At 51.4% G+C, this 23,991-nt stretch carries 26 protein-coding genes and 1 riboswitch; of the genes, 5 read left to right on the top strand and 21 right to left on the bottom strand.

Annotation, left to right across the window (positions count from 1 at the left end):
• Positions 1 to 17 precede the first annotated feature (17 nt).
• From PJDR2_RS03805 to PJDR2_RS03795, 3 genes are read right to left on the bottom strand one after another with little or no spacing between them, the layout of a single operon-like run.
• Positions 18 to 1,019: an NAD(P)-dependent alcohol dehydrogenase gene (locus tag PJDR2_RS03805; protein WP_012772735.1), complete on the bottom strand. Its 1,002-nt coding sequence runs from the start codon at positions 1,017 to 1,019 to the stop codon at positions 18 to 20.
• A gap of 33 nt (positions 1,020 to 1,052) precedes the next feature.
• Positions 1,053 to 1,496 carry a hypothetical protein gene (locus tag PJDR2_RS03800; protein ID WP_012772734.1) on the bottom strand — a complete coding sequence of 148 codons (444 nt, stop codon included), beginning with the start codon at positions 1,494 to 1,496 and terminating at the stop codon, positions 1,053 to 1,055.
• A 14-nt stretch (positions 1,497 to 1,510) separates the two neighbouring features.
• A complete protein-coding gene (locus PJDR2_RS03795; RefSeq protein WP_012772733.1) occupies positions 1,511 to 1,975 on the bottom strand; it encodes a hypothetical protein in 465 nt (154 codons plus the stop codon).
• Between the two features lie 148 nt (positions 1,976 to 2,123).
• Positions 2,124 to 2,227: riboswitch (TPP riboswitch) on the top strand.
• 302 nt (positions 2,228 to 2,529) lie between these two features.
• On the opposite strand from PJDR2_RS03795, the gene thiC reads away from it, so the two are divergent.
• Positions 2,530 to 4,293: a phosphomethylpyrimidine synthase ThiC gene (thiC, locus tag PJDR2_RS03790; protein ID WP_012772732.1), complete on the top strand. Its 1,764-nt coding sequence runs from the start codon at positions 2,530 to 2,532 to the stop codon at positions 4,291 to 4,293.
• A 324-nt stretch (positions 4,294 to 4,617) separates the two neighbouring features.
• Here the strand turns inward: thiC and PJDR2_RS03785 are convergent, their stop codons facing one another.
• The 9 genes from PJDR2_RS03785 to PJDR2_RS03745 form a co-directional block, all read right to left on the bottom strand.
• Entirely contained in the window at positions 4,618 to 5,496 is an 879-nt protein-coding gene (locus PJDR2_RS03785; protein ID WP_012772731.1) for a carbohydrate ABC transporter permease, read from the bottom strand.
• 101 nt (positions 5,497 to 5,597) lie between these two features.
• On the bottom strand, positions 5,598 to 6,479 hold the full coding sequence (locus tag PJDR2_RS03780) for a carbohydrate ABC transporter permease (protein ID WP_012772730.1): 882 nt from the start codon (positions 6,477 to 6,479) through the stop codon (positions 5,598 to 5,600).
• A gap of 99 nt (positions 6,480 to 6,578) precedes the next feature.
• The gene (locus PJDR2_RS03775; protein ID WP_012772729.1) at positions 6,579 to 7,925 is read right to left on the bottom strand and encodes an extracellular solute-binding protein; all 1,347 of its coding nucleotides are present in this window, start codon (positions 7,923 to 7,925) and stop codon (positions 6,579 to 6,581) included.
• A 102-nt stretch (positions 7,926 to 8,027) separates the two neighbouring features.
• Entirely contained in the window at positions 8,028 to 8,816 is a 789-nt protein-coding gene (locus tag PJDR2_RS03770; protein WP_012772728.1) for a response regulator, read from the bottom strand.
• Entirely contained in the window at positions 8,813 to 10,567 is a 1,755-nt protein-coding gene (locus tag PJDR2_RS03765) for a sensor histidine kinase (protein WP_012772727.1), read from the bottom strand. Before PJDR2_RS03765 ends, PJDR2_RS03770 begins: the two co-directional genes overlap by 4 nt.
• 99 nt (positions 10,568 to 10,666) lie before the next feature.
• Complete coding sequence (locus PJDR2_RS31710) at positions 10,667 to 11,089, bottom strand: PH domain-containing protein (protein ID WP_012772726.1); 423 nt, start codon at positions 11,087 to 11,089, stop codon at positions 10,667 to 10,669.
• Positions 11,086 to 11,535 (bottom strand): GNAT family N-acetyltransferase, encoded by a 450-nt coding sequence (locus PJDR2_RS03755; RefSeq protein WP_012772725.1) that lies wholly within the window; start codon positions 11,533 to 11,535, stop codon positions 11,086 to 11,088. The genes PJDR2_RS31710 and PJDR2_RS03755 overlap by 4 nt, the downstream gene beginning before the upstream one ends.
• Positions 11,536 to 11,649: 114 nt before the next feature.
• Complete coding sequence (locus tag PJDR2_RS03750; protein ID WP_012772724.1) at positions 11,650 to 11,961, bottom strand: carboxymuconolactone decarboxylase family protein; 312 nt, start codon at positions 11,959 to 11,961, stop codon at positions 11,650 to 11,652.
• Positions 11,954 to 12,364 carry a tautomerase family protein gene (locus PJDR2_RS03745; RefSeq protein WP_012772723.1) on the bottom strand — a complete coding sequence of 137 codons (411 nt, stop codon included), beginning with the start codon at positions 12,362 to 12,364 and terminating at the stop codon, positions 11,954 to 11,956. Before PJDR2_RS03745 ends, PJDR2_RS03750 begins: the two co-directional genes overlap by 8 nt.
• 112 nt (positions 12,365 to 12,476) lie before the next feature.
• Between PJDR2_RS03745 and PJDR2_RS03740 the strand changes: the two genes are divergently transcribed.
• Positions 12,477 to 13,364, top strand: a complete 888-nt coding sequence (locus PJDR2_RS03740) for a LysR family transcriptional regulator (protein WP_012772722.1) — start codon at positions 12,477 to 12,479, stop codon at positions 13,362 to 13,364.
• 73 nt (positions 13,365 to 13,437) lie between these two features.
• Positions 13,438 to 13,836, top strand: coding sequence for a GNAT family N-acetyltransferase (locus PJDR2_RS03735; protein ID WP_012772721.1), 399 nt, complete (start codon positions 13,438 to 13,440; stop codon positions 13,834 to 13,836).
• Positions 13,837 to 14,054: 218 nt separating this feature from the next.
• Here PJDR2_RS03735 and PJDR2_RS03730 read toward each other — a convergent pair whose 3' ends face one another.
• The 4 genes from PJDR2_RS03730 to PJDR2_RS03715 are packed head-to-tail and all read right to left on the bottom strand — an operon-like array spanning position 14,055 to position 17,484.
• The gene (locus PJDR2_RS03730) at positions 14,055 to 14,657 is read right to left on the bottom strand and encodes a response regulator transcription factor (RefSeq protein ID WP_012772720.1); all 603 of its coding nucleotides are present in this window, start codon (positions 14,655 to 14,657) and stop codon (positions 14,055 to 14,057) included.
• On the bottom strand, positions 14,658 to 15,821 hold the full coding sequence (locus tag PJDR2_RS03725) for a sensor histidine kinase (protein WP_012772719.1): 1,164 nt from the start codon (positions 15,819 to 15,821) through the stop codon (positions 14,658 to 14,660).
• The gene (locus PJDR2_RS03720) at positions 15,821 to 16,579 is read right to left on the bottom strand and encodes an ABC transporter permease (RefSeq protein WP_012772718.1); all 759 of its coding nucleotides are present in this window, start codon (positions 16,577 to 16,579) and stop codon (positions 15,821 to 15,823) included. Before PJDR2_RS03720 ends, PJDR2_RS03725 begins: the two co-directional genes overlap by 1 nt.
• Before the next feature lie 14 nt (positions 16,580 to 16,593).
• A complete protein-coding gene (locus PJDR2_RS03715; protein ID WP_012772717.1) occupies positions 16,594 to 17,484 on the bottom strand; it encodes an ABC transporter ATP-binding protein in 891 nt (296 codons plus the stop codon).
• A gap of 198 nt (positions 17,485 to 17,682) precedes the next feature.
• Between PJDR2_RS03715 and PJDR2_RS03710 the strand changes: the two genes are divergently transcribed.
• Positions 17,683 to 18,141, top strand: coding sequence for a VOC family protein (locus tag PJDR2_RS03710; RefSeq protein ID WP_012772716.1), 459 nt, complete (start codon positions 17,683 to 17,685; stop codon positions 18,139 to 18,141).
• Positions 18,142 to 18,401: 260 nt separating this feature from the next.
• Here PJDR2_RS03710 and PJDR2_RS03705 read toward each other — a convergent pair whose 3' ends face one another.
• From PJDR2_RS03705 to tynA, 5 genes are all read right to left on the bottom strand, one after another.
• On the bottom strand, positions 18,402 to 19,064 hold the full coding sequence (locus PJDR2_RS03705; RefSeq protein ID WP_012772715.1) for an HD domain-containing protein: 663 nt from the start codon (positions 19,062 to 19,064) through the stop codon (positions 18,402 to 18,404).
• Positions 19,065 to 19,073: 9 nt separating this feature from the next.
• Entirely contained in the window at positions 19,074 to 19,649 is a 576-nt protein-coding gene (gene pgsA, locus PJDR2_RS03700; protein WP_012772714.1) for a CDP-diacylglycerol--glycerol-3-phosphate 3-phosphatidyltransferase, read from the bottom strand.
• A complete protein-coding gene (locus tag PJDR2_RS03695; RefSeq protein ID WP_012772713.1) occupies positions 19,646 to 19,990 on the bottom strand; it encodes a hypothetical protein in 345 nt (114 codons plus the stop codon). Before PJDR2_RS03695 ends, pgsA begins: the two co-directional genes overlap by 4 nt.
• 146 nt (positions 19,991 to 20,136) lie before the next feature.
• Positions 20,137 to 20,595, bottom strand: coding sequence for a GNAT family N-acetyltransferase (locus PJDR2_RS03690; RefSeq protein WP_012772712.1), 459 nt, complete (start codon positions 20,593 to 20,595; stop codon positions 20,137 to 20,139).
• A 58-nt stretch (positions 20,596 to 20,653) separates the two neighbouring features.
• Complete coding sequence (gene tynA / locus PJDR2_RS03685) at positions 20,654 to 22,951, bottom strand: primary-amine oxidase (protein WP_012772711.1); 2,298 nt, start codon at positions 22,949 to 22,951, stop codon at positions 20,654 to 20,656.
• A 192-nt stretch (positions 22,952 to 23,143) separates the two neighbouring features.
• On the opposite strand from tynA, the gene PJDR2_RS03680 reads away from it, so the two are divergent.
• Positions 23,144 to 23,944 carry a helix-turn-helix transcriptional regulator gene (locus PJDR2_RS03680; RefSeq protein WP_012772710.1) on the top strand — a complete coding sequence of 267 codons (801 nt, stop codon included), beginning with the start codon at positions 23,144 to 23,146 and terminating at the stop codon, positions 23,942 to 23,944.
• Positions 23,945 to 23,991 lie beyond the last annotated feature (47 nt).

Genomic DNA, 23,991 nt, shown 5'->3' with positions numbered 1-23,991 from the left:
CAAGAACCCCCATGCCTTTATGGCATGGGGGTTTCGCTTTTTATGCGGACAACCACTTTTCCTTTAAACTCCCCTTCCCCGAAGTACCGTAGAGCTTCGGCGGCATCCTGCAATCCATACAGCCGGTCAATGACGGGAGCAATCCGGCCCGCTTCCACAAGCGACTTCCATACCTGTTGATCCGCATGATTGGGCTTATGAACCAGAATAGTCATGTTCTTCTTCTCAAGCCTGCGGATCAGCGGTGCGGCGAGCAGCGTCTGGAGAAGACGAGGCATTAAACCGCCAATCATGACGTATGTGCCGCCTTTTTTTAGCGCACGCTTCACTTCGAAAACGGAACGGGTTCCCACTACATCCAGGATAAGATCGTATTGCCGGCCATTTGCGGTAAAATCCTCTTTCTTGTAATCCAGTACATGATCCGCTCCGAGGGTTAGCAGCATGTCCCGCTTGCCCGCACGGTCAACGGCGGTTACCTCCGCTTCGTGCAGCTTGGCATATTGGATGGCAAACGTACCGACACCGCCCCCTGCCCCATTGATGAGCACTTTCTGGCCCTTTTGCAAATTTCCTTTATCGCGCATTCCCTGCAGGGCAAGCACGGCGGCTTGCGGAATCGCTGCCGCTTGCTCGAAGCTCAGCCTCTCCGGCATTGGAGTCAATGCCTCCTCGCCCGCGCATACGTATTCGGCAAATCCGCCCCAGCCGCAGCCGGACAGATCGCCGAACACCTCATCGCCGGGCCGGAACCGCGAGGCGGAGGCGCCAACGGCGATGACTCTTCCGGCAATATCGGCGCCAAGAATCGGGAACCGCGGCTTGCGGAGTCCGCCAATGCGGGTTATGTACGGTTTGCCGCGGAGCAGATCCCAATCCCATGAATTGACCGAAGCGGCATGAACCTCGATCAGCACTTCATGCTCCTTCGGCACGGGGACATCCACTTCTTTGATTTGGAGAACCTCCGGAGAACCGTAAGCCTTATAGACCAGCGCTTTCATCTTGCGAGCCTTCATGTCCGTCCTCCATTTTACGCCGTTCAAATCGCATTAAAGCTTTTCCATCGCTTGGTTGATCTGCTTTAGAAGAAGCGGGTTATCTTTGTTGTACGACCAATAGGTCACGATTGCATTTTTCTTTTTCAATAAAGTTGGGTACAAATCTTTTAACTGTATTGGAGTAGGAGTACCATCTGATTTTTCTACACGGACTCTCTCCTTTTCAGAGCGGAACACATATACGAGCAAAAACTCACGATGGGCCATATCTGCAGCCGGCAAAGCTAATTCCAAAGGTACGGGTTCTTTTCCGTTGATTGCAATGGTAGGACTAGCTGCAAGCAGGTTCGCCTCATCGACCGTTAACTCACGAACTTCAAGGCCTTGCTTCTGAAGAGCTTTGCTCACGTCATCGGCAGTCAAGGCTCCTTTGCCTGCACAAGCAGACAGCAGCAGGACAAACGTAACCAGCAAGATTCCCGTTAATTGTTTCATTTCATACTCCCTATCTATATCCATCTGAAAAAGAAACCGTAGTCGACTTTTACGTTATTCCTCTTCGCCCAGTCGGCGATATCCGCGAAGCCTTTATCCTCTTCGTCCACATACCTGAAGCACATGCGGACAGGAACAATTCTCGCGCCATGAGGCTTAATCCCGATAATCGGGTGAACCGAGTCCCGCCTGATCATGATGACCTCAATCTGCTCCGCGGTGATTGTGCTTCCGCTCAGCAAAAGCGTATCCTCCTGCAAACAGAGATCAATCGGCTTCTGTACCGCCCGGTACAGAGACCAGAGCAATGCGGCAGCGCAGAAGCAGAACACCACGATACCCCATACGTACAGGATCGTATCATCGTCTTTTCCCCGCAGCGTACTAACAAGAAAGAGTGAACACAGCACCGTCATCGCAAAAATGTTTTTAACGCCCGAAGGGTTCCTAACCGCATGCTTGAATGGCTGTTTGTCCAATTCATCCAACCTCCCCTGATCAAGTACGAGATTGTATATTACTATTCAATAAACCCCCAAATCATCCTGCCTATCAGCCATAAAATGAAAGATTCCTCTTGAACGGCTGCTTGACAGACCCTTTTTTCGAGTGTACTCTTTTGACTAGGAATTCCACTAGGGGCGCCCGCAAGGGCTGAGATAAGGCGTAGCCTTGGTCCCTTTGAACCTGATCTGGGTTATGCCAGCGTAGGAAAGTGGTCTTGTGCGCGTCAGCCATATGCGATAGAAACGGGTGCGATTGTCATTCGTCCGTTTCGATTTGCACGGATTTCGACACCTCAAGCCGCTCCCGACGGGGCGGCTTTTTTTGTTGCCGGTGATCGTCCGGCCGCATCAAAAGCTGCCTTTAGGGAGCGACCGGGGGTTGCAAGCTGTGCCCTGCCGGGGCGAGCTCTGCCTATTTGTCCGTGTCTAACTGCTGAAGCTATCCCGCGTACAGTCTCATTTCCCTAAACAACGGCCTCCTAGCGGACATTCCGAACCTATCGAATGTTCTTAAGGAGGTTTTTTTGATGCCGATTTTATCAACGCCGCTACCGGGCAGCCGCAAAACGTATGTGAGAGGATCGAGGGAAGATATTCGGGTTCCCATGCGCGAAATCGTATTATCCGACAGTCGGGGAAAAGACGGACAGCCGCAGCCCAACGAGCCAGTGCGGGTGTATGACTCAAGCGGCCCGTACACGGACGAGTCCTACGAGGCCGATGTGCGTAAAGGACTCCCTGTCCTGCGCGGCGGGTGGATCAGCGACCGCGGCCACACGGAAGCTTACGACGGCCGGATCATTAAGCCGGAAGATAACGGATTTTCGGACGAGGAACGAGCAAAGAAGAATGGCGAGGAAATTTTCCCTTGCCTGAATCACCGGCCTCTTCACGCAAAACCGGGGAGAAACGTCACGCAGCTTCACTACGCCCGCAAAGGCATCGTGACTCCGGAAATGGAGTTTATTGCGATTCGCGAAGGGGTTGATCCGGAGCTGGTCCGTTCGGAAGTGGCCCGCGGGCGCGCGGTTATACCGGCCAATATCAACCATCCCGAACTCGAGCCGATGATCATCGGGAGCCGTTTCCATGTGAAGATTAACGCCAACATCGGCAATTCGGCCGTTGCGTCCTCCATTGAAGAGGAAGTCGAGAAAATGACGTGGGCAACCCGCTGGGGAGCGGATACGATTATGGACTTGTCCACGGGAAAAAACATCCATACGACACGCGAATGGATTATTCGCAACTCTTCCGTTCCCGTTGGCACGGTGCCGATTTACCAGGCGCTTGAAAAAGTGAACGGAAAAGCGGAAGACCTGAACTGGGAAGTGTTCCGCGATACGTTAATCGAACAAGCTGAACAAGGCGTCGATTATTTCACTATTCATGCCGGCGTGCTGCTGCGTTACATCCCGCTTACGGCCAAACGCGTTACCGGCATCGTTTCCCGGGGCGGCTCCATCATGGCTGCCTGGTGTCTCGCCCACCACAAGGAAAACTTCCTCTACGCCCACTTTGAAGAAATATGCGGGATTATGAAAGCCTACGACGTGTCGTTTTCGCTTGGAGACGGCCTTCGTCCAGGCTCCATTGCGGATGCTAACGACGAAGCTCAATTCGCGGAACTGAGAACGCTTGGAGAATTGACGGAAATCGCTTGGAAGCATGATGTTCAGGTGATGATCGAAGGCCCGGGCCACGTTCCCATGCATTTGATCAAAGAAAACGTCGACCTCCAAATGGAGATCTGCAAGGAAGCGCCGTTTTATACCCTGGGGCCGCTCACGACGGACATCGCACCTGGCTACGACCATATCACATCGGCGATAGGAGCAGCGATGATCGGTTGGTTCGGAACGGCGATGTTATGCTACGTAACGCCTAAAGAACATCTGGGCCTCCCCAATAAAGAAGACGTTAAAGACGGTGTCATCGCCTACAAAATAGCAGCGCATGCCGCAGACCTTGCCAAAGGACATCCAATGGCGAAACTCCGGGACGACGCCCTGTCGAAGGCAAGGTTCGAATTCCGATGGCGCGACCAGTTCCATTTGTCCCTTGATCCCGAACGGGCGATCGCCTACCATGACGAGACGCTGCCCGCCGAGGCGGCGAAAACAGCGCACTTCTGCTCGATGTGCGGACCAAAGTTCTGCAGCATGCGGATTACGCAAGACATCCGGGAATATGCGGAAGCACGCGGACTGAATAACGAAGCGGCTTTGGAAGCCGGAATGAAGGAGCAGGCGGATTCGTTCAAAATGTCCGGGAGCAAGCTATACGGCTGAAATAAAACGGTGCGTTTCCAGAGTGATTCGAAGGCGATTCGGCAACAGTAGTAGAGCTACGTTGGATTTCGTACAGCATGTCAGACTAATTTTGACCAGTTACTCGATCTACATTGGAATGGCTACAGGATAATTAGCTCATTTGGACGATTCTTGCTCATTCCGGCCCCTTATACTGGAACGAATCCAACGCAGCCTCCGGAGTCTTCCTTTGCCCCCTGATTTCATTGGCGTAAATCCAACATAGGGGTGAAAACAACAAAGGGCTGTGCCCAAGTCATTATAAATGACGATGGCACAGCCAGCCCCGTTGCTGATTTCCGTTTAACCTTTTACCGATCCGGCCGCAATACCTTCTACGATCCGGTCGCTGAGGAACAGGAACGTGATAAGGATAGGCAGGATGCTGATCATCAGCGTGGCGCCGATTGCGCCCCAGTCGGTAGTATATTGGCCGATAAAATTTTGCACGCCAACGGTCAGCGTTTTGAATTTATCCGAGCTGATAAACGTGTTGACGAAAATAAATTCGTTCCAGTTATAGATCATGTTGATGATGCCCGTTGTAGCCAGAACGGAGCTTGTCATCGGGAACACGATGCTAAAGAATACTTTATGAATGCTGGCTCCGTCAATGATAGCCGCTTCCTCGACTTCCTTCGGCAGAGCGACATAGAAGCCAAGCAGGATCATAATCGTGATCGGCATGTTAAACGCCACATAAGACAGGATGAGAGACAACGGATTGTCGATCAGATGAACCTTGTTGAACATGCTGAACAGCGGAATCAGCGTCGAGTGAACCGGAATCATCATGGCGACCATAAACAAGCCAAGAACAAGCGAGCTGAGCTTCCATTTCATGCGGGTAATCGCAAACGTCACAAGGCTGCCAAGCACAATCGTTGCGGCCGTTGCCGCTACCGTAATCCATACGCTGTTCAGGAAATACGTATCGATATTGCCTGCATTCCACACTTTGCTGTAGTTGTTCCAGTGCGGAGGCGATGGCAAAGCAAACGGCGATAGATTAAACACTTCCTGGTTGTTTTTCAAAGAGAAGAACAAGAGCCAGATGAGCGGGTAAACCTGGAACACCGCTACGGCGATGAGAACAATGTACAGTGCAGCGTAGCCGACCTTCATCCCTATTCTCGAACCGGATTTCGCTTCTCCGCCCAGTTTCATAGTTGTCGATGACATGAAGCGTACCTCCTGAAAAGAATTGTCACACAAATAGCCTAGATAAGGCTGTTTGTGATGATTCTTACTTCGTAAGCATGAGTTTAAAGAATTGTTTAAACTTAGGAATACTGGATCGTGTCTTTGCTGGCTGTTGCCTTGCGGATGATCCATGTTGCTACCAGACAGATAACAAGCAGGAAGAAGCCCACCGCGCTGCCGTAACCGAAGTCGTAAGCTTTAAACGCTTTATGGTACATGTACGACGCCATCACTTCACTGGAGCCGTTCGGACCGCCGTCCGTCATGACATAGATCAAGTCGAAGTATTTCAGGGAACCTACAACCGCCAGGACAACCGTTACTTTCACCACTTCCATAACAAGCGGGAATTTGATTCTCCAAGCGATTTGGAACGAATTCGCCCCGTCAATCTTAGCCGCTTCTTCCAAGGAAGAAGGGATGTTCTTCAATGCCGCATAGTAGATCAGAATATAGAAGCCCGCGTACTGCCACAGAATCGGAATAAACAAAGCGAACAAAACAAGATCCGTCTCTGCAAGCCAAGCGGGAGGATTTGCAACGCCAAGGGATTCCAGCAAGCTATTCATAATGCCGTTAGTAGGATGATAGATTTTGAGCCATAGCTGAGCGATAGCCACCGAGGACAGCAGCATCGGGATTAAGTAGATTTTGCGGAACAGGTTTGCTCCTTTGATTTTTGCCGCGAGCACCATTGCTACGACGAGATAAACGATAAGGCTCGCCATGGAAAATACAGCCAGCAGAAGCGAATGTCCCGCACTGCTCCAGAAAGCATGATCCTTAACCAGCGTTGCGTAATTGTCGAGGCCAACCCACTTCATAGCGCCAATACCGTTCCATTCATTCAGCCCGTAATAACCCGTAAGGACGATCGGGATATAAACAACGGCCAGAATGAGCAGAAGGGACGGCAGCACGTATAAAGCGATGACTTTCTTGTTAGATAGCACCTTATCCAATTTGGCCGACTCCTTTCTCTGTCAAAAATAAGGAGAGCCGCCTATCCGGTATTTCCGAACCCGGCCGGATAGGCCTCTCTTTATGTTTGGATGTCTGAACTAGTTGCCTTTCGCGATGGCCGCATCTTGCTCGGATGCAAATTTCTCTGGTTTAACGGCTTTGCCGAAGAGCGATTGGATCATGTTCAGATGAGTCTCAGCCGCGTTAGCCGGCAATTGAACGTCCGCGAACAAGGTAATGCTGCTTGCTTTGTTCAATTCGTTGAACAGATCGATGTACAGCTGTGGAAGCTGGATCGAAGAAGTATCGATCTTCGTAGCCGGGATAACGCCAGCGCCGGTTACGGATTGCTCGCCCCACTTCGTTACGAAGTATTGAACGAATGCTTTCGCTTCTTCTTTTACTTTGGAGTTTTCCCCTACGAATAAGCCTACGCCAGGACCGCCAACCCAGCTGTCGGCGTTGCCTTTGCCGCCTTCAACCGTCGGGAATTTAAAGAATCCGACGCTGTCGCGGAACGATTGCGGAATGTCTTCGTTGGTTGTGAAGTTCGGCAGCTCCCAAGTACCCATCAGGTACATTGCGGCATTGCCGTTCAGGAATTCGGATTTCGCTTCTTCGTTCGACAGGCCGTTAAAGCCTTTAACGAATGCGTTTGCGTCAACCAGGGATTGCACTTCGGAAGCCGCCTGTTGCAATCCGGGATCCGTAAACTTCGCTGTACCTTTAATCGCGTTTGCCACAGTCTCTTGGCCCGCAATGCGGTCGGCCAGGTACATATACCACAGGGAACCCGTCCAGCGGTCTTTGTTGCCAAGCGCGATTGGAGCTACGCCGTTGCCTTGCAATGTTTTCACAACTTGCTTGAATTGCTCGTACGTTGTTGGGATTTCAAGATTGTATTTTTTGAAAATTTCTTTGTTGTAATAGATCGGAGCGATGTTGAACTCCAGCGGCAGCGCATACGTTTTACCGTCGATCGCGTAAGCTTCCGTTGTGCCTGCCACGAATTTGCCGTTCAACTCGCCGCTCAGCAGATCGTCAACCGGCGTGAACAGCTTGCCGTCTACGTACGGCTTCAGGAAGCCCGCCGCCCACGTTACGCCCACATCAGGAAGCTGGTTGGATGCGGAGAGGACCTTCAGTTTGTTTTTGTATTGCTCGTTATCCAGTACCTCTTGCTTGATCGTCACGTTAGGATGTTCTTTTTGGTAATCGTTGATGATCTGGTTAACGATTTTGTTCTGGCCCGCTGATACGCCTTCCGGCCACAGATGCATGAAATTGATCGTTACCTTCTTGTCGGAACCGCTTTCAGAAGAGCCCCCGTTAGAAGCTGTGTTACCGTTATTTGAGCTGCTGCCGCTGTTGCTGCCGCATGCTGCCGTTACGATGGCGAGACAGAGAATAAGTCCGAGTGTCATCCATTTCGATTTCTTGAACACGTTTACAACCCCTTTTTGACTGATGTGTTTGTGTTGCTAAACAAATTGTAACAGCGCTTTCACAGCAGCATAAGGTATCGCGAGTTGGGAAAAATACTACTTTTATTGGATCGTCTCCTCCGCGTGCGAGACGTTTTTCCGGTATTGCCCTGGACTTACACCTTCATGCGAGCGGAACACTTTGACGAAATATTTGGCCGTCTGATACCCCGCTTTCTCGGCGATTTCATTGATGGATAGACGCGTATTGGTCAGTAACTCCTTGGCTCTTTGCACCCTTCGTCTTGTCAAATAATCGCTGAAGGTCAGCCCGGTCTGCTCCTTGAAGAGGACGCTGAAATAGCTTGCGTTCATATGCAGATGATCGGCAATATCCCTCATCGTAACAGGCTCATGCAGATGCTCCTCCAGATACTGAATCGCTTCCTTCACCGGCGCGCTGTATTGCGTCTCCTGTTCGGTGGTTTCCAGCAGCTTCGTATCGACAAAACGTTCCATGCGTTCAATCCGGTTCAGCTCTTCCTCCTTGCGGAACGCAAGCTCCACGGCTTCCACCAGCTTCTTCTTGTCCAGCGGCTTGAGCAAATACTCGATAACGCCAAATTGCAAAGCCTTATGGGCATAGTCGAACTGCGGATGGCCGGAAATGACGATGACGACCGGCGGATGCTGCCTGTCCCTCAGCTTCTCCACCAGTTCCAGCCCGTTAATCTCCGGCATCCGGATATCGGTAATAACCAGATTGGCTTCATTCGCCTTCAGCCATTCCAACGCTTCCACGGCACTGGACGATGTCGTGATTTCGTAGCGGCCAGCCGACCACGACTCCAGCACCTTCCGCACGCCCTCCCTTGTTCTTGGCTCATCATCTACGATCAGAATCGTCTTCATCTTGCCTCGCCCCCATGTTCAATCGGTATTTCAAAGGACATCCTTGTGCCCGTTCCCTGCTCGCTCTGAATCTGCAGGCCTTCCGTCTCTTCCCCGTAGTAAAGCCTGATTCTCCGGTCGACGTTGGAGATGCCAACCCCGGTTCCCTTTGCATCATGGACATGTCCCTGCTTCATCGCCGCATACAGCGACTGCACCTTGTCAAAGTTCATGCCCGGGCCGTTATCCGTAACGGAAATCCGGATATATCCCGGCCGTTCGGTTTTCTCTATGCCGATCACAACCGAGCCTTGTCCGATTCTCTGCTCTACCCCATGCGAGATCGCATTCTCGACAAGCGGCTGGATCAGGAGCTTCGGAATAGGAACGCCCCGGAGGCTCTCATCGCCTTCAATCGACCACTTCAGCCGGTCAATCAAGCGCATCTCCATGATTTTCAGATAACGCTCCGCATGCTCCAGCTCATCGGCTACCGTTACCCATTCGTCACCGTCCGCCCGGTTAATCACATACCGGAACAGGCCGGACATCGCTACAACGACCTGGGACAGCTCTTCTTCATCCTTGTCCTCAAGCGCCCAATACAATGCCTCCAGCGTGTTGAAAAGGAAATGCGGATTGATCTGCGCCTGCAGCGCCTTCAGCTCCGTTCTGCTCTGAATGATCTCCTTCTCGTACACCACTTCAATCAGCTCATTCAAATAGGCGACCATCTGGTTATACGTGTTGTTCAGCTCGTTAATCTCCAGCGTGGAGGACGTTACCGGTATAGGCTTCAGCGAGCCGTACTTTGCGCCTCTCATCGCCTTGATCAGATTAAGAATCGGGCTCGTAATCATGGTCGACAGGATAAAGGTCAAGATCAGGAACAACAGTACCCCAACCATAACCGATACGATGATGGCCGTGCGCAGCACCGAGACTCCTTCTGCCGCATATTCGGCCGGCGTAAGGATCAGTACCTTCCAGCCTGCCGCTGCCTCTAACTGCTTTTGAATGGGAATATACAATCGTCCATGCATGCTGATGGTCTTCCCGTCCGTCCTCTGGAGTACGTCCTGCGGAATGTCCGCCGAGAAGTTCGCCGCGATAATCTGGCCGGAGCCGTCGATCAGCCCCATCTCCTCTTTGCCGTCCGAGGATGTATTGGTATCGATAAGCTCAAAATATTTTTTGTCTATTCGGACCAATAAATACCCCGCATTGGAAAAGGACTGGTCAATTAGGCGTACGCGGCGGATCGCCGTAATCTGATTCGGATTGTTCGGATCGATGCCGAACCATACCAGTTGACCTGCGGCACGGTCCGCCTCCCGGATCCATTCATTGGGTACCCGGTTATACAGGCTGATATCCGTAAGAGGGAACAATACCCTGAAGCCATTCGAGTATAATTCGATGGATTGTACGCCGCTTACATACGCCTGTTGTTTCCGGATTTCATGCTGAAGCACCTGACGCTCCTCGAAGGTCAGGTTGGTGCCGCCCGCTTCCTTGGCCATCAGGTTTTGAATCGATGCGTTGGTAGCTACCTGCATGGTGAACGTCTCCATCTGATGGAGCAGAACGTCCATTTTGCCTGTCGCCTGTACGGCTGTTTGTTGAATATGATTTTCGGCATTATTGCGCAGCAGCTCCGATACTTGTCCGTAAGTAAAAAAGCCTACCGAGGCAAGGACGAGCAGCATAACGAGCACGAATCCGAGGAAAATCTGATTCCGCAATGTGTTCATGCGATTAAACTGGAACAACCCGGACACCCCCGCCTAATATCTGTCGCCATTACTATACACAATATAAATAAAAAAAAGAAAGCCCCTTCATTGGGGCTCGTTATTCAGTAGTCAAGGTTATTCCAGCTTCAGCCGAGGGCATCTTTGCTTCAGTTCGGCAAGGAAGGCCTCCCGGTCAAGCGGAGAAATATAGATCATATCATAAGCTTTGTAGTGGATTTCCAGTCTATCCGCCGAAGTAGCCGTACTGGCTGTAATCGAGCGGACTTGCTTGATTTTGCGGATGCTGGCAAGAGGGACAACGGTTCGGATCGGCCCCATTCTGACAAGCAGGTCGGAGCCCGTCAGCTCATAGGATACGCCAAGCCATATCCATAGCATAAATACGGCGGTAGGAATACATAAGGCAAGAACAAGGATGGTCTCAAAAACGCCTGCTCCGTCAATGACAAACGGAGAGATTGCCGAGAAAGCCAGAATGCCCACCGTAACCCAGATCGTAACCGACAGCCATAAATCCCTTTTTGGAGCAAAAATCACGGCTTTACCTCCCTGTTCAAAAGCTTCTCCAGACGTTCCTTCACCGGAAGCCATTCTTCCGAAATAATGCTAAATACAACATAATCCATACCGTTGTATTTCCTGCGGAGCACGCCTTCGCGCGTTGCTCCTAGCCGTTCTATCGCCCTCTGGGAGCGATGATGCGAGGTTGTTGTGATAAGCTCAACCCGGACGGCCCCCCACTGCTCGAAAGCATGCTTCAGGAGCAAATATTTGCATTCGGTATTAACGGCTGTCCGCCAGACCTCGGGCGAATACCAGGTCCAGCCGATATTCAGGTTGCGGTGGGACGGGGCGATACGGAGAAATCTCGTTGTCCCGACAATCCGGTTTAGCTGTTTATCAAAGACAACGAACGGAAACTCTTCACCCCGTTCCGCTTGCCTTCCAGCGCTGCAATATTCATCGCGGCAGCTCCTTTCCATAACCAATAAATATTATCCATATTTTACTATTATTTTCATGGTCATCCTTGCTTGTCAAGACATAAAAAACCGCAGGATAAGCACCTGGTGATGCCGTAACCTGCGGTTTATTTTTTACTGTTGGGACCGAATACGGTCCATTGCGGAAGCGGCTCTAGGCCATCCCGCATAAAAAGCCAAGTGCGTAACCGCTTCGATCAGCTCCTCTTGCGCCAGGCCATTTTCCTTTGCAAGCTGCAGATGATAAGGGAGCTGCTCCATATGCCCTCCAGCCACCAAAGCCGCTACGGTAATCAAACTTCGCTCGCGCAGCGAAAGTTCTTCCCTCCGCCATAAATCTCCAAATAGGATATCCTCGGTATAGCGGGCAAACGCGATATCGCCATAGGTTGGCCCGATATGAGCCGTATCGATTTTTCTATGCATCGGGTTGTACCTCCCTCTTCCGTTCAAGCATCTGGGCTATTCCGTTCCCAAACGTCCAATCCTCAAGCTCCGTGCCAACAAGCACGACAAATATATCCTCCGCTCTCACTCCGCACGCTGGCAAAAGCTCTGCCAACCGGGCATAAAAGCCTCTTTTCTGCTCCTCCGTCCGTCCGGACTTCAAGGTAATCTGGACATAGAGCAGCCGGTCCGTTCGCGAGACGTTCAGATAGGCCGGATCGTAATAGAACTCCCCTGGCTTATGCCCATGAAACACCTGAAAATAATCATCCTCCGGTACGCGGAAATACTCGGTTAACGCCTGATGAATCGCATGGCTGATCGCCGGCAGCTCCTCCTGCTTATATTGATCTTCCCTATAACTGACCCGGATAAAAGGCATCTGTCATCACTCCCTTAAGTGAGATGATTTCATTGTATATCCTCTTACTTCATCTATATAATTGAATTAATTAAACAACTCATTCAAAAATGTAAATGGAGATGCTTCATAAATGGATTTGAAGGAACTAACCGCTTTTCAGACGATATTGCAGGAAGGCAGCTTTGCGAAGGCGGCAGCCAAGCTGAATTACGCCCAATCCACCATTACGAACCAGATTCAGCGCCTGGAAAAAGAGCTCGGCTTCCAGCTGTTTGACCGGGGCTGGGAAGCCGAGCTCACCCCTGCCGGGCAAATCTACGCCGCGGAGGTAGAACGGCTTATTCAACATTGGCATTATGTGTCCGATCAAGCAAAAGCGATTCTGAGGGAGGAGACCGGCACCCTTCGGATTGGCATGCTGGAGATGCTTGCCCGGCAGATCATGCCGGAAGCGTTATGGCGGTTCCGGGAAGAAAAGCCGCAAATCGCCTGCCAATTCGTGATCGGCAACACCGACCTGGTGGCAAGCGAGCTTCGCCATAAACAGTTGGACTTTGCGATATGCGGCGAGCCTCCCGACCTGTCGGGTCTACGCTTCGAACCTTTGTATGAGGAGAGGATTGTTTTTGCAGCGGCCAAGGATCATCCCCTTCACCAGCGGGACGGAGGCAGTCTTCCCTTTCAAGAGCTGCTGCCCTATCCGATGGTGGTTGGGGGGCCAACCTGCCTGTACTATCTGTACTTATCGAGGCAGCTCGCCAGATTTGACAGCATGCCGATGCTCCATTCGGTCAGCCAAATCTCCGCTATTCCGGGCTTTGCGGCACGTCCGCCGTTTATCGGCGTTGTCCTTGCTTCAACCTCTCTGCCAAACGGGGTATTGCCGATTCCCGTTGACTGGGAGGAGCATTCGATCCCCGTTGGTCTGCTAGAGCGGCGGGATTCGGTTTACCCATCAGCTGCCCGCGAACGGCTTATCGAAATCCTCAAGGAGGTCTGGTTCACTGAGGCTTACTAAAAAGACCGTTGACAAGGCGAGCAATCCCCTATATTTTTCTTAATAACAAATCGTAAAAAGAGGTGTATCCGCCATGCCAGTTGAATTCCGCATTGGAGCTCCTGTTACAGCTGTGCAAGTCGCCGAAGTGTTCCGAAGCTCCGGCATCAAACGACCCGTCGATGATCTAGCCCGCATTCAGAAAATGATCGACAACGCCGATCTCATCCTCTCGGCTTGGGATGGCGAAGAACTGGTCGGCATTGCCCGGGCGGTTACCGATTTCTCCTATTGCTGCTATCTCTCCGATCTGGCCGTCAGCAAGACGCATCAACGTCTCGGAATCGGCACGGAGCTGGTGAACCGGCTGCGGGAGCACATAGGCGAAGAGGTTGCCCTTCTTCTGCTGTCCGCGCCATCCGCCATGGATTATTACCCGCAGATCGGCTTTAACAAAGCGGAGAACGCGTTCCTGATTAAGCGGGTAAGATAACTCCCAAATTCATCTTCAACAACCGGACTGCGAAAATACAGGCGAATTCCTCCTGAAACAGCAGGAATTCCGATTAAAAAGCAAAAGTACAGCTAATCCGCGGCAAGATGCTCATTGAGCATTTTTCCATCGGAATGAACTGTACTTTTGCTTTTTCATTCTATATTCGAACCTCAACCATCCAATTAACTTGCAGTTGTGCAGGCAACGGCAAACTTCTAATCCAGCCAGCCGTTTTTCTCCGCGATTCCGATCGCGTCAATCCGGTTCTTGGCGTCGAGCTTCTGAATGGCTTCGGACAAGTAGTTACGCACGGTACCCGCTGACAGAAACAGCCGGGAGGCAATTTCGCCGGCAGGCAGACCTTCGCGCGCCAGACGGAGCACCTCCCGCTCCCGTTCGGTGAGCGGATTCTCCGCTTCCCAGAACGACAAAGCAAGCTCCGGACTAATCGCCCGCTTTCCCGCATAGACGTTGCGAAGCGCCGCGGACAGCTCATCGATCGGAGAATCCTTAAGCAGGAAGCCCTTCACCCCGGCCTTCATGGCCCGCTGGAAGTATCCGGAGCGGGAGAAGGTTGTCAGAATGACGACCAGGCAAGAATGCTTATCCGCACGCAAGCGTTCCGCAACATCAAGTCCGGTCAGCTTGGGCATCTCGATATCCATCACGCAGATATCCGGCTTCAGGCTGCGAATCATTTCTAACGCCTGTTCTCCATCCTCCGCTTGTCCGACGACCTCGATATCTTCTTCCAAATCAAGCAGGGCGCTAAGCGCTCCGCGCAGCATTCCCTGATCCTCGGCTACAAGTACTCTCATTTATGTGGAGTCTCCCTTCTTCGATGACGAGCGTACTCTAGGCACGATAATCGTAATAACGCTGCCGCTGCCTTTCGCGGACTTGAATTCCAGCTTGCCGTCCACCAGATTTAGTCGTTCCTGCATCCCTCTAAGTCCGTTATGCGCAGGACCTTTATCCGCCAGGTTACAACCAACTCCGTTATCCCGGATAGCCAAGCGATACTGGTCAGGCGTCACGGCCCACTCAATGACACATTGACGGGCTTCGCTATGCTTCACGACATTGGTTACGGCTTCGCGCAGGCACATGCCCAGCATATTATCGATGAGCGGGCTTAGCGAGGCGGAAGCGGGATCGCCTTGTACCTTAATGGTTATAAAAGCTGCCGCCAGAATTCGCTTGGCATTCGACAATTCATCCTGCAGCGTTACCGTATTCATCCCCGTGACCAGCTCCCGGACCTGCTTCAGCGCCGCACGTGAGGTAAGCTGAACATCCCTTATTTCCTGCTTCGCCCGGTCCGGATGATGGGCAATAAGCTTCTCGGCCAATTCGCTCTTGAGCGTGATCATCGTAAGGGTATGGCCAAGCGTATCATGAAGCTCGCGGGAAATCCGCTGCCGCTCCTCCTGAATGGATAAGCGCGAAATTTCATCATTGGCAAGCTCAAGCTGCGCACGAAGCACTCTGGACCGTCGTCCGATAAACATGACAAAAGGAACCAGCAGTACCGCAAGCATAGCAGGCAATAAATTATAGAGCCCTTCCAGGCCGTTCGTTTCTTCGTAGTGCCAGACCTCCATCCCGTACAACAGAAGCACGCCGGACATGGCAATTGCGATCTGACGAAGGTTTGGCAGCATGCCGACAAGCGATGCCGTAAAAAAGCCCATGTACATGAAGCTTTCATCATACCGCCAACTGAAATACCCGATCACGAGCAATTGAATAATAACCGCCCAAATACGCCAGGCTTTGCTCAAATGCCCCGTGATATAGCTTGCGATAAACAAAACAATAAGCGGGAATCCTATCCATTGCTCCTCGGACGGTCTTTCCGCGAGTGCCATGACCGGGAATAAGATATAGATGAGCCATAACAGCATAAAGAAAATGGGCGGCCCTCCTTCGGGGGGCCGCTTCATTATAAATCGACGTAAATCATGCAAGTATTTTTGCATTACACCGCTTCCTGTTTTTTCATGATATAAGACGAAATCGCAAGGAACACCACCACGTAAGCAACCAGTATTCCTACGCCGGTCCAGTTAATGGACACTCCGGCAACCGCATCCCAAGCCCCTTGGCCAAGACGGTAGGTTGGCGTCAAGTGAGCAATGGTCTTCATGGTGCTGGACATGGTATCGGTCGGGAACCACAAACCACCCAGAATGGACAGCCCCATATAGCATATCATGGAAAGAACTTGAACAAAATCCGCATTTTTGATCGATCCTATAAGGGTGCCAAGACCCATAAACGAGAACCCGCCGATAAAGATAAACAATCCGCAAGCAATCCAAGTGGATGCGCTTAGGCTAACATCCTTAAACACTCCGCCAACAACGAACATAACGATGATAATAGCCAGGTTAATAACGGCTTGCGACAATACTTTGGACAGTACGTAAGACCAAGACGGTAACGGCGTGATTTTTAGCAGAGACAGCCATCCTTGGCTCCGCTCTCTCGACAGCCGCTGCGCATAGGAGGTCAGGCTTGCCCCTACAACGCCGTACACCGTCATCGACATCAGATAATAGGCTTTCCAATCGACATTGCCAACTTGCACATTATCGCCAACGGTATTGGTAAAGATAAAGTAGAAAACAACCGGCATAATAAACGAGAAAATAACGAATCGGCGGTTACGGACGGTACGCAGCAGCTCTGCTTTGCATTGCGCAAGCGTTGCCTTCATGCTTGAAGATTGACTCATTGTATATATCCCCCTTAGTTCGTGGAGTGGACAATGGCCTGGAATGCATCCTCAAGGCCGCCACTTTGAATTTCGATATCTTTCATCTCAATGCGCTGTTCGATCAACGTGATAATCAACCGGTCGGTATCCCGGCTATGAAGCTTCACGCGTCTTCCGTTCCATTCCACGTCGATAACTCCCGGCAGCGCCTGCAGCTGATCGTTCGTTACGGAAGCACCAGCCGTAAAGGAAATGACGCGGCCCGTTGTTTCGGCTTTGATCTGACTTGGCGAACCGTCCGCTACAACCTTACCCTGATTGATAACGACAATGCGATCCGCGAGGCTGTCCGCTTCTTCCAGGTAATGCGTTGTCAGAACAACCGTGCGGCCTTTGTCCGCCATTGAACGGATCGTATCCCAGAACATTTGGCGGGAGGTGACGTCCATGCCCACCGTTGGTTCATCGAGGAAAATAATTTCGGGATCGCCTGCCGCCGCAAGCGCAAAGCCTAGACGGCGCTGTTGTCCGCCGGAGAGGGACGCAGCCATTTTATCCTTTTCCTTCTCCAGACCGGAGATCCGGAGCAGCTCCTGCAAGGAGAGCGGATTGCTGTAGTAATTGCGGAACAGCTCAATGGTCTCCGCTACCTTCAAGTTATCAATAACGCTCACATCCTGCAGCATCGCGCCAATCCGGTTGCGGACCTTGATGTCCTTCGGACTTCCGCCCAGCAGCTTGATTGTTCCGGAGGTTGGCTGCTTCAGCCCCAGAATCATGGAGATCGTTGTTGTTTTGCCGGCGCCGTTAGGCCCAAGCAGCGCGATCACCGTGCCTTTTTCCACCTTCAGCGATAAATGGTCCACGGCTTTTTTGCCTTGGTAGATCTTCGAGACCTGATCCAATTCGATTGCGTAACTCATTGTCTGCTTCACTCCCGCTATCTATAGTTTGCTGTGCTGTTCACGTCTCAAGTTGTTATCTTGCTTATATACACATCTTACCTTTTCGAGCTGAGTGCTCCTACGCATGAACGTAATCTCTTTGAGATGACAAATGTCATATCATGGACATGATAAGTTACAATAGGACAAACAGGCATTTTAAAGGAGTATACCGACATGATTGATTCCATCTTCGAAACCCATTTGCAGGTGACGGATTTAGACCGTTCCATCAAGTTCTATACGAAACTGGGACTAACCCTTGCGTTACATAAGCCCGAGCGAAGGTCAGCCTTTTTCTATGTGGGAGAACGCAGAGACCTGCTTGCGTTAAAGGAGCTGCCCAAAGGACAGAAGCTTCAGCCGCGTCACTTCGCTTTTGGCGTTCGCATTGATGAGCTGCTCACGGCTTCAGACTGGCTGATAGAACGGGGAATCTACCCGCTTCCGGGCTTTGGCAAAAAAGAAGCTCCTCCGGAGCCTTTCGTCCATGCGTGGATGCCGGCTGCCAGCGTCTACTTCAACGACCATGACGGCAATGAGCTCGAATTTATGGCATGGCTGGACGATGAGCCGCGGAACCTTAACTATGTTCCTTACTTAAGCGAGTGGAATGAAATCAAAGAAAAAAAATAAGACCTTCAGGGGTCTTATTTTTTGTTATCTGTGATGCTGCTGTCAGTTGCCCATATCCTGTATGAAATGCAGGATATGGGCTTAAAATGAGGGCGATTAGAGGTTTATACTGTACAGAATGCAGTATATTGGATGAATTGTGGTTAGTTCGAGCGGTTTAGCTGCTAATAACCTGCATTCCGTGCAGGTTATTTAATATATAAGGCTTAGATCGACGATTATGCTGCACTTCGTGCAACGTAATTTCCTCACGATCCACTCTACCGGTTCCCGTCCCATTCCTCGTAGAACTGTTCTACGAATTGCTCCATATAGCGGTGACGTTCCCCGGCTATCCGTCTGGCCGCATCCGTATTGACAAGATCTTTGAGCTTCAGAAGCTTCTCGTGAAAATGATTGATCGCCGTACTCTTCCCGTTCCGGTATTCCTCGGCGGTCATCTCGCCGCGGGGCGGAATAGCCGGATCATGGATCGGCGTGCCCTTCCAGCCCGCGTATACGAAAGCCCTCGCGATCGAGATAGCCCCAATGGCGTCAAGCCGGTCGGCATCCTGCACAATCTTCCCTTCCAGCGTGCGCATCGGAGGGTTTTTCCCGCCGTTGTAGGACATGTTCGAGATAATATCCATCACGTGAGCGCGGTGTTCTTCCTCCGGCAGATTGGCCTCCAGCCAGTCCTGAACCTTCCGCAGTCCCTCTTCCTTCGAAGGATTCAGCTTCTCATCCGCCACATCATGCAGCAGCGCCGCAATCGTGCAGACGAACGGATCCGCTCCTTCCTCGCGGGCGATCCGCTTCGCCATTTGCACAACCCGATGTATATGCCACCAGTCGTGGCCGCTTGCATCGTTCTCCAACACGGAACGGCTGAACTCTTCCGCCTCGCGGATAATCTTTTCTTTATCGTCATGCGTGATCGTCATAGCTGCACCTCAAGTGTTTAATAGATGTATGTTTTTCTTTATGTAGTTGTAACCGGATAATACGGTTAGAATGAATGCCGCGAGCATGAGCAGCTGGTCAATCGGAATAAGAAGCCCTACTGACCTGAAGTTTAACAGAACGACGGTAATCGCGATGACCTGAGCTGCCATTTTGAGTTTGCCATATCGGTCTGCCTGCATGGCGATTTGTTGAGCGGAAGCAACCAATCGTATGCCTGTCACAACAATTTCCCGTGCAATGATACCGACTGCAATCCATGAGGCGATCATGTGTTGGCTTACCATCAGAATCAATGCCGCCGAGATAAGCAGCTTATCCGCCAGGGGATCAAGCAGCTTGCCTAGGTTTGTAATCTGGTTGTATTTTCTGGCGATATGACCGTCCAGCTTATCGGTCGCGGACGCCAATACAAAGACAAGGGCCGCATAGTATTTGCCGTAATGATTCAAATGCTGCAGAAATTCGGAATGCGCAACAAGCCAGTCAGGATAGATCGGAAACAGCAGAATAAACAGCGGAATCAGTCCGATCCGGGCGAGCGTAATTTTATTGGCCGTATTCATGCGTCTCGCGTCTCCTCCTTGCCTTTACGGAAGGCTTGAGATGCATTTCTATCATAGGCAACCCTGCATAGCTTAACGAAAAGAACCCCGATTGCGATAAAAAGAACGGTAACCCAAAACGTAAACGCGCCCGTATGTCTCGTAGCCGTATACCACAGCGGCATAGAACCCGGGTTCCATGCATCAATCGCAAAACGGTCATACCCGCCTTCTATGAACATCATCGCCCAGATCAGATAAATCTTCGCCATGGCATAACCGGCAATACAACCAGCAAATCCGCCTAAGTAGTAGTAAGGATTGACCTTCCCTAACGCTCCGCCAATCAGACCGTCATTCATATTCGCCGCAGCTCCCTCCTTAAAGGTCCGGATTTTGTTTGTCATTTTCTACCGATAATGTTAATCGAGAACCATCTCCAACCGCAAGCTAAGCTGACAAAAATAAAACTCCGCCTCAATGGACGGAGTTGATCTTCCATAGTAAGTTACAGCACCTTCTCATAACAGAGGCTGGATTCGCAATCGGTATATTCGCCGAAGCGGTCGATCTCGTAATAGCCTTTGCTCGTGTAAAAACGAAGGGCCTCCGGCTGCGGCGCTCCCGCTTCCAGCCGCATGATCCTGCGGTTCATCGCAATCGCCTGTTCCTCCAAAGCGGATAAAACGGCGCCTGCAACCCCCTGCCTGCGGTAGCTGGGGTCTACATAGAAGCGCTTCAGTTCAGCGACTGCCTCGTCCAGCGGACGAATAGCGCCGCAGCCGACTGGCGTCCCATTGTTATAAGCGACCATAAAGATCATATCCCTCACCTTCGGATCCGAAAAATCCACCGCAAAAACTTCGTCCGGATTGGAGTAGCGCTCTGCCAAATCCTCGTCCAGCTTCCGGATTAATTCATGCAAGTCTTTGTTGTCGTGGGCAACTTGGACAATCATCCGTTCCATCGGGATCTCCTCTTTTCTTTTTACCGCAAGTTCTACGTTATATTTTCTATTACCATTCTTACTCTTTGCCGTTCAAATTAAGCGTTGGCGTCCGGTCGAAAAAGTTCCACGGCTTAAGCAGCGTATACACCCATTCCGTCGGCATAATCGGCCATTCCTCGGCGCGCGCCACATGAGTGGTGCCCGTCGTCATCCAGACCACGTTGTCCGTGTTGACGATCGATTCATTATCCGAGACGAACAATCCAAGACCGGTATCCGTTTTCGCGCGGTTCGGGTATTTGCCCTCCGGATAACGCTCGTTCTCATAGTAGCGCGTGACCCAAAGCTGCTTATCCATAAAGTTAACGCGGTTGAACAGCCATTCGTCCTCGCTGAAGTTCGCACCTTTGGCAATCGGATGCGTGCCTCCGGCATACGGGATAATCTGATAGGAGACCGGATTGCCTACCTTGTTCTCTTTATTCGTGTTTGTGATCAGGCGAATGGTCGAAGCGTCGAACTTCTGAGCCGCCTCCTGCTCCGTACCCACAATACGAGTCTCGGTCTGCATCGTGCTCTCGCGCGGGCCGCCGGCCGTATTGTCCGCCACGACGGGATTAATCTCCATCAGGGAATTTTGCTCGCCGTCCACGTCCATATCGAGACGGAAGTTATAAATATGCTGATGCGTCGTACCCACGATGTTATGGTCAATCAGCGTGCCGTATTTCGTATCATCGGCAGCTGTCTCGTCATGCATCGTGCTGGATTCCACGCCTTTTACGGCTTCAATGCCGGTAGCACCGGCGTTAATGCCGATCGTGCCGTTTTGCGCGAATACCCAGTCGAAAATATAATCGTAATTGCCTACCGTGCTGATCCAGCGGACAACCAGCTCGCGTCTTTCCGCGCTGACATTGTTCTGTCCCATCTCCTGATGCTTGTATTCCGGACCCGCGTAGCGTTCGAAGATCGCCATCGCGCCTGGAATGTTCATCGCCGCGCCCGTATAATCGGCGATCGTCGCATCCAGCAGTACGGCATTGTCGGGCACATCCTTGCCGCGGGCAAGCGAGGAAGTCAGAGTCCCCATGCCGTACTCGCCCGAATCGAGGTAAGCCTTGAAGTACCAGCCTACATCCGGATCGCCATAAGGAACGATCATGCCGCCAAGCGAGCCCTCGTACATGATTTTGCGCTTTTTGCCCTGATCGTTATAAGTTACCGTCGACAGAATCGGACCTACGCGAGAGTCCAAGCGAAGGTGAAAATCCCAATTCTGCCAATGAATCGTATTGCCGGTAATCGTATAGTTCTTGCCTTCGGGCTCCGTGATCTCAAGCGGCTTCGAAGGCGTTGCGGCTGTCATATTGCTGCCGTCATACGGGGTTGCCTTCATTGGGATCGGCACGACGCCGGCATCCTCAATCTTGATAACCTTCTTCTGCTCGAGATCGACCACCGCGACCAGATTCTCGATCGGATGCGCCCAGTAGTTGCCGTCCCCCGTGTTCAGATAAGCGACTACCTTAAGCAGCCTCTTGTCCTGCTGCAGCTCGTCCTTGCCGTCGAAATAACCAACCGTCAGCGGCGTGGATACGACCTGCTTCACATCGTTAATGCCGCGTTTCTTCAGTGCTGCCGCATATTCCTCGCTTTCCTCGATGGCGGTCTGCACCGTACCGAAATCATCAAGCAGCACCATGCCATGCGCGCCTTCGATCGGCTGCCATGCGGTTACTTTTTTGGTTGCCAGATCAACCGTCCCCTCAATAACATGCTTGCCGTCCAGAATAACGACCGCAGCGCAGCGGTGAGCCGTTACTTCCGTGCCTTCAAGCGCAAACTTCCATACCTGCTCCTTTGGCGGAGCCTTCAGCGTAATTTCGGTAAAGCGGTAGTTGTCCCCGAATTTCCCTTCCGCCTTCAAAATATTAACCGTCTCCGCAATCTCGGAGGAAGTGAGCGGATTCAGTGGGTTAGCCTTTTTCTCTACCTGGAACGTCTGATCCAGTCCCGACTGGAATACTTCGCTGATAAAATGATGGGAAACGTACGCCAGGTTTTTCTTCATAATCACCGGGGCTTCCATCTCCAGGCGTTGACCGTTCACCAACGCGATATTGGAATTTGGTTTTACCTTGACCAACGTGCTGTTCTTGGTGATTGCGATCGTGCCTGCGAAGCTGTCCCATTTCACCACAGCCCCAAACCCCTCCAAGGTTGTGCGAAGCGGAACAAAATCCTCCGAGCCTCCATGCGCTTCGGCAGTTGGTGCGGACAGCGGCGCGACTATCCCGCTGCCAAGCGCAACGGTTAAAGCCGTGCCTAGTACCGCCGATTTTTTAGCAAGCGAACCTTTTAGCTTCTTCATCTTTGTATGCCTCCCCATTCTCTTGCGTCTTTCCATGACGTTAATTTACCTGACATTCGAGAGCGGAGAATTGTAAAAAACGGAACAATCTCAAAAATTATGTTAGAAAATATAACTCAAACTCATTGACGAAAGAATAATGCCTTTGTTATTGTTGTACGCATATTAAGGTTGCGGGAGGAACGGACACAGATGATGGAGGAACTCGTTAGCGGCATCCAATACGGCTTTGAATGGGAAACAACGGGCTATACGGAACGAAAAATTCATTATAACGGGCAGCCCGTTATCTATTATCAGTTCAAGACGGATGCATCCGGGCGGATGATCCACGTTGTGCCGGACGGCTGCGTCGACCTCCTCTTCTGCTGCCATCCCGGAAAGCCTTCCGCCAGGGTTTGCGGCACCGTGCTGCAGGGAAAAGAGCTTTATTTCGAGTCTGATACTACTTATTTCGGGGTTCGCCTGTCCGCAAGACTAAGTCTTCTGCTGCCTAATCTGCCATTGAAGGAAGTCATCGAGGTCCAAGTGCCGTTCGAGGATTCATTAAAGGTATACAAAGATACGGGAGCTATTATTGCGGAGCTTCAAGGTTTCTCCGAGCGGATAACAGGCTTTGAAAAGCTTTGTCTGCCCATTCTTTCGGGCGATGTCCGTTCCATCCAGATGATTGATTACTGCCTGACTTCCATGCAGCGTTCAAACGGCAGCGTTACGATCCGCGAGTTGGCAGAGGATACCGGCTACTCCGAGCGTTATATCCGCACAAAGTTCGAGCAGTCCCTCGGGATCTCCCCCAAGCTGTACAATCGGATTATCCGTTTCCAGCGTTCGCTCGGCGGCATCGTAAGAGGCGCATCTTCCTTGACGGATGTAGCGATGGAAGGCGGTTATTTTGACCAGTCCCATTTCATGAAGGAATTTAAATCTTTCAGCCAGCTCACCCCTATTCAATTACGGAAACACGTGAAACCTTCCTCATCCTTCCTCTAGTAAATTCGACACAAATCTACAATAGTTCATCCCAATTCCAAATTAAT

The organism is Paenibacillus sp. JDR-2 (genome assembly GCF_000023585.1).
GTDB lineage: Bacteria > Bacillota > Bacilli > Paenibacillales > Paenibacillaceae > Pristimantibacillus.
This window is presented reverse-complemented; position numbering and strand designations above follow the sequence as displayed.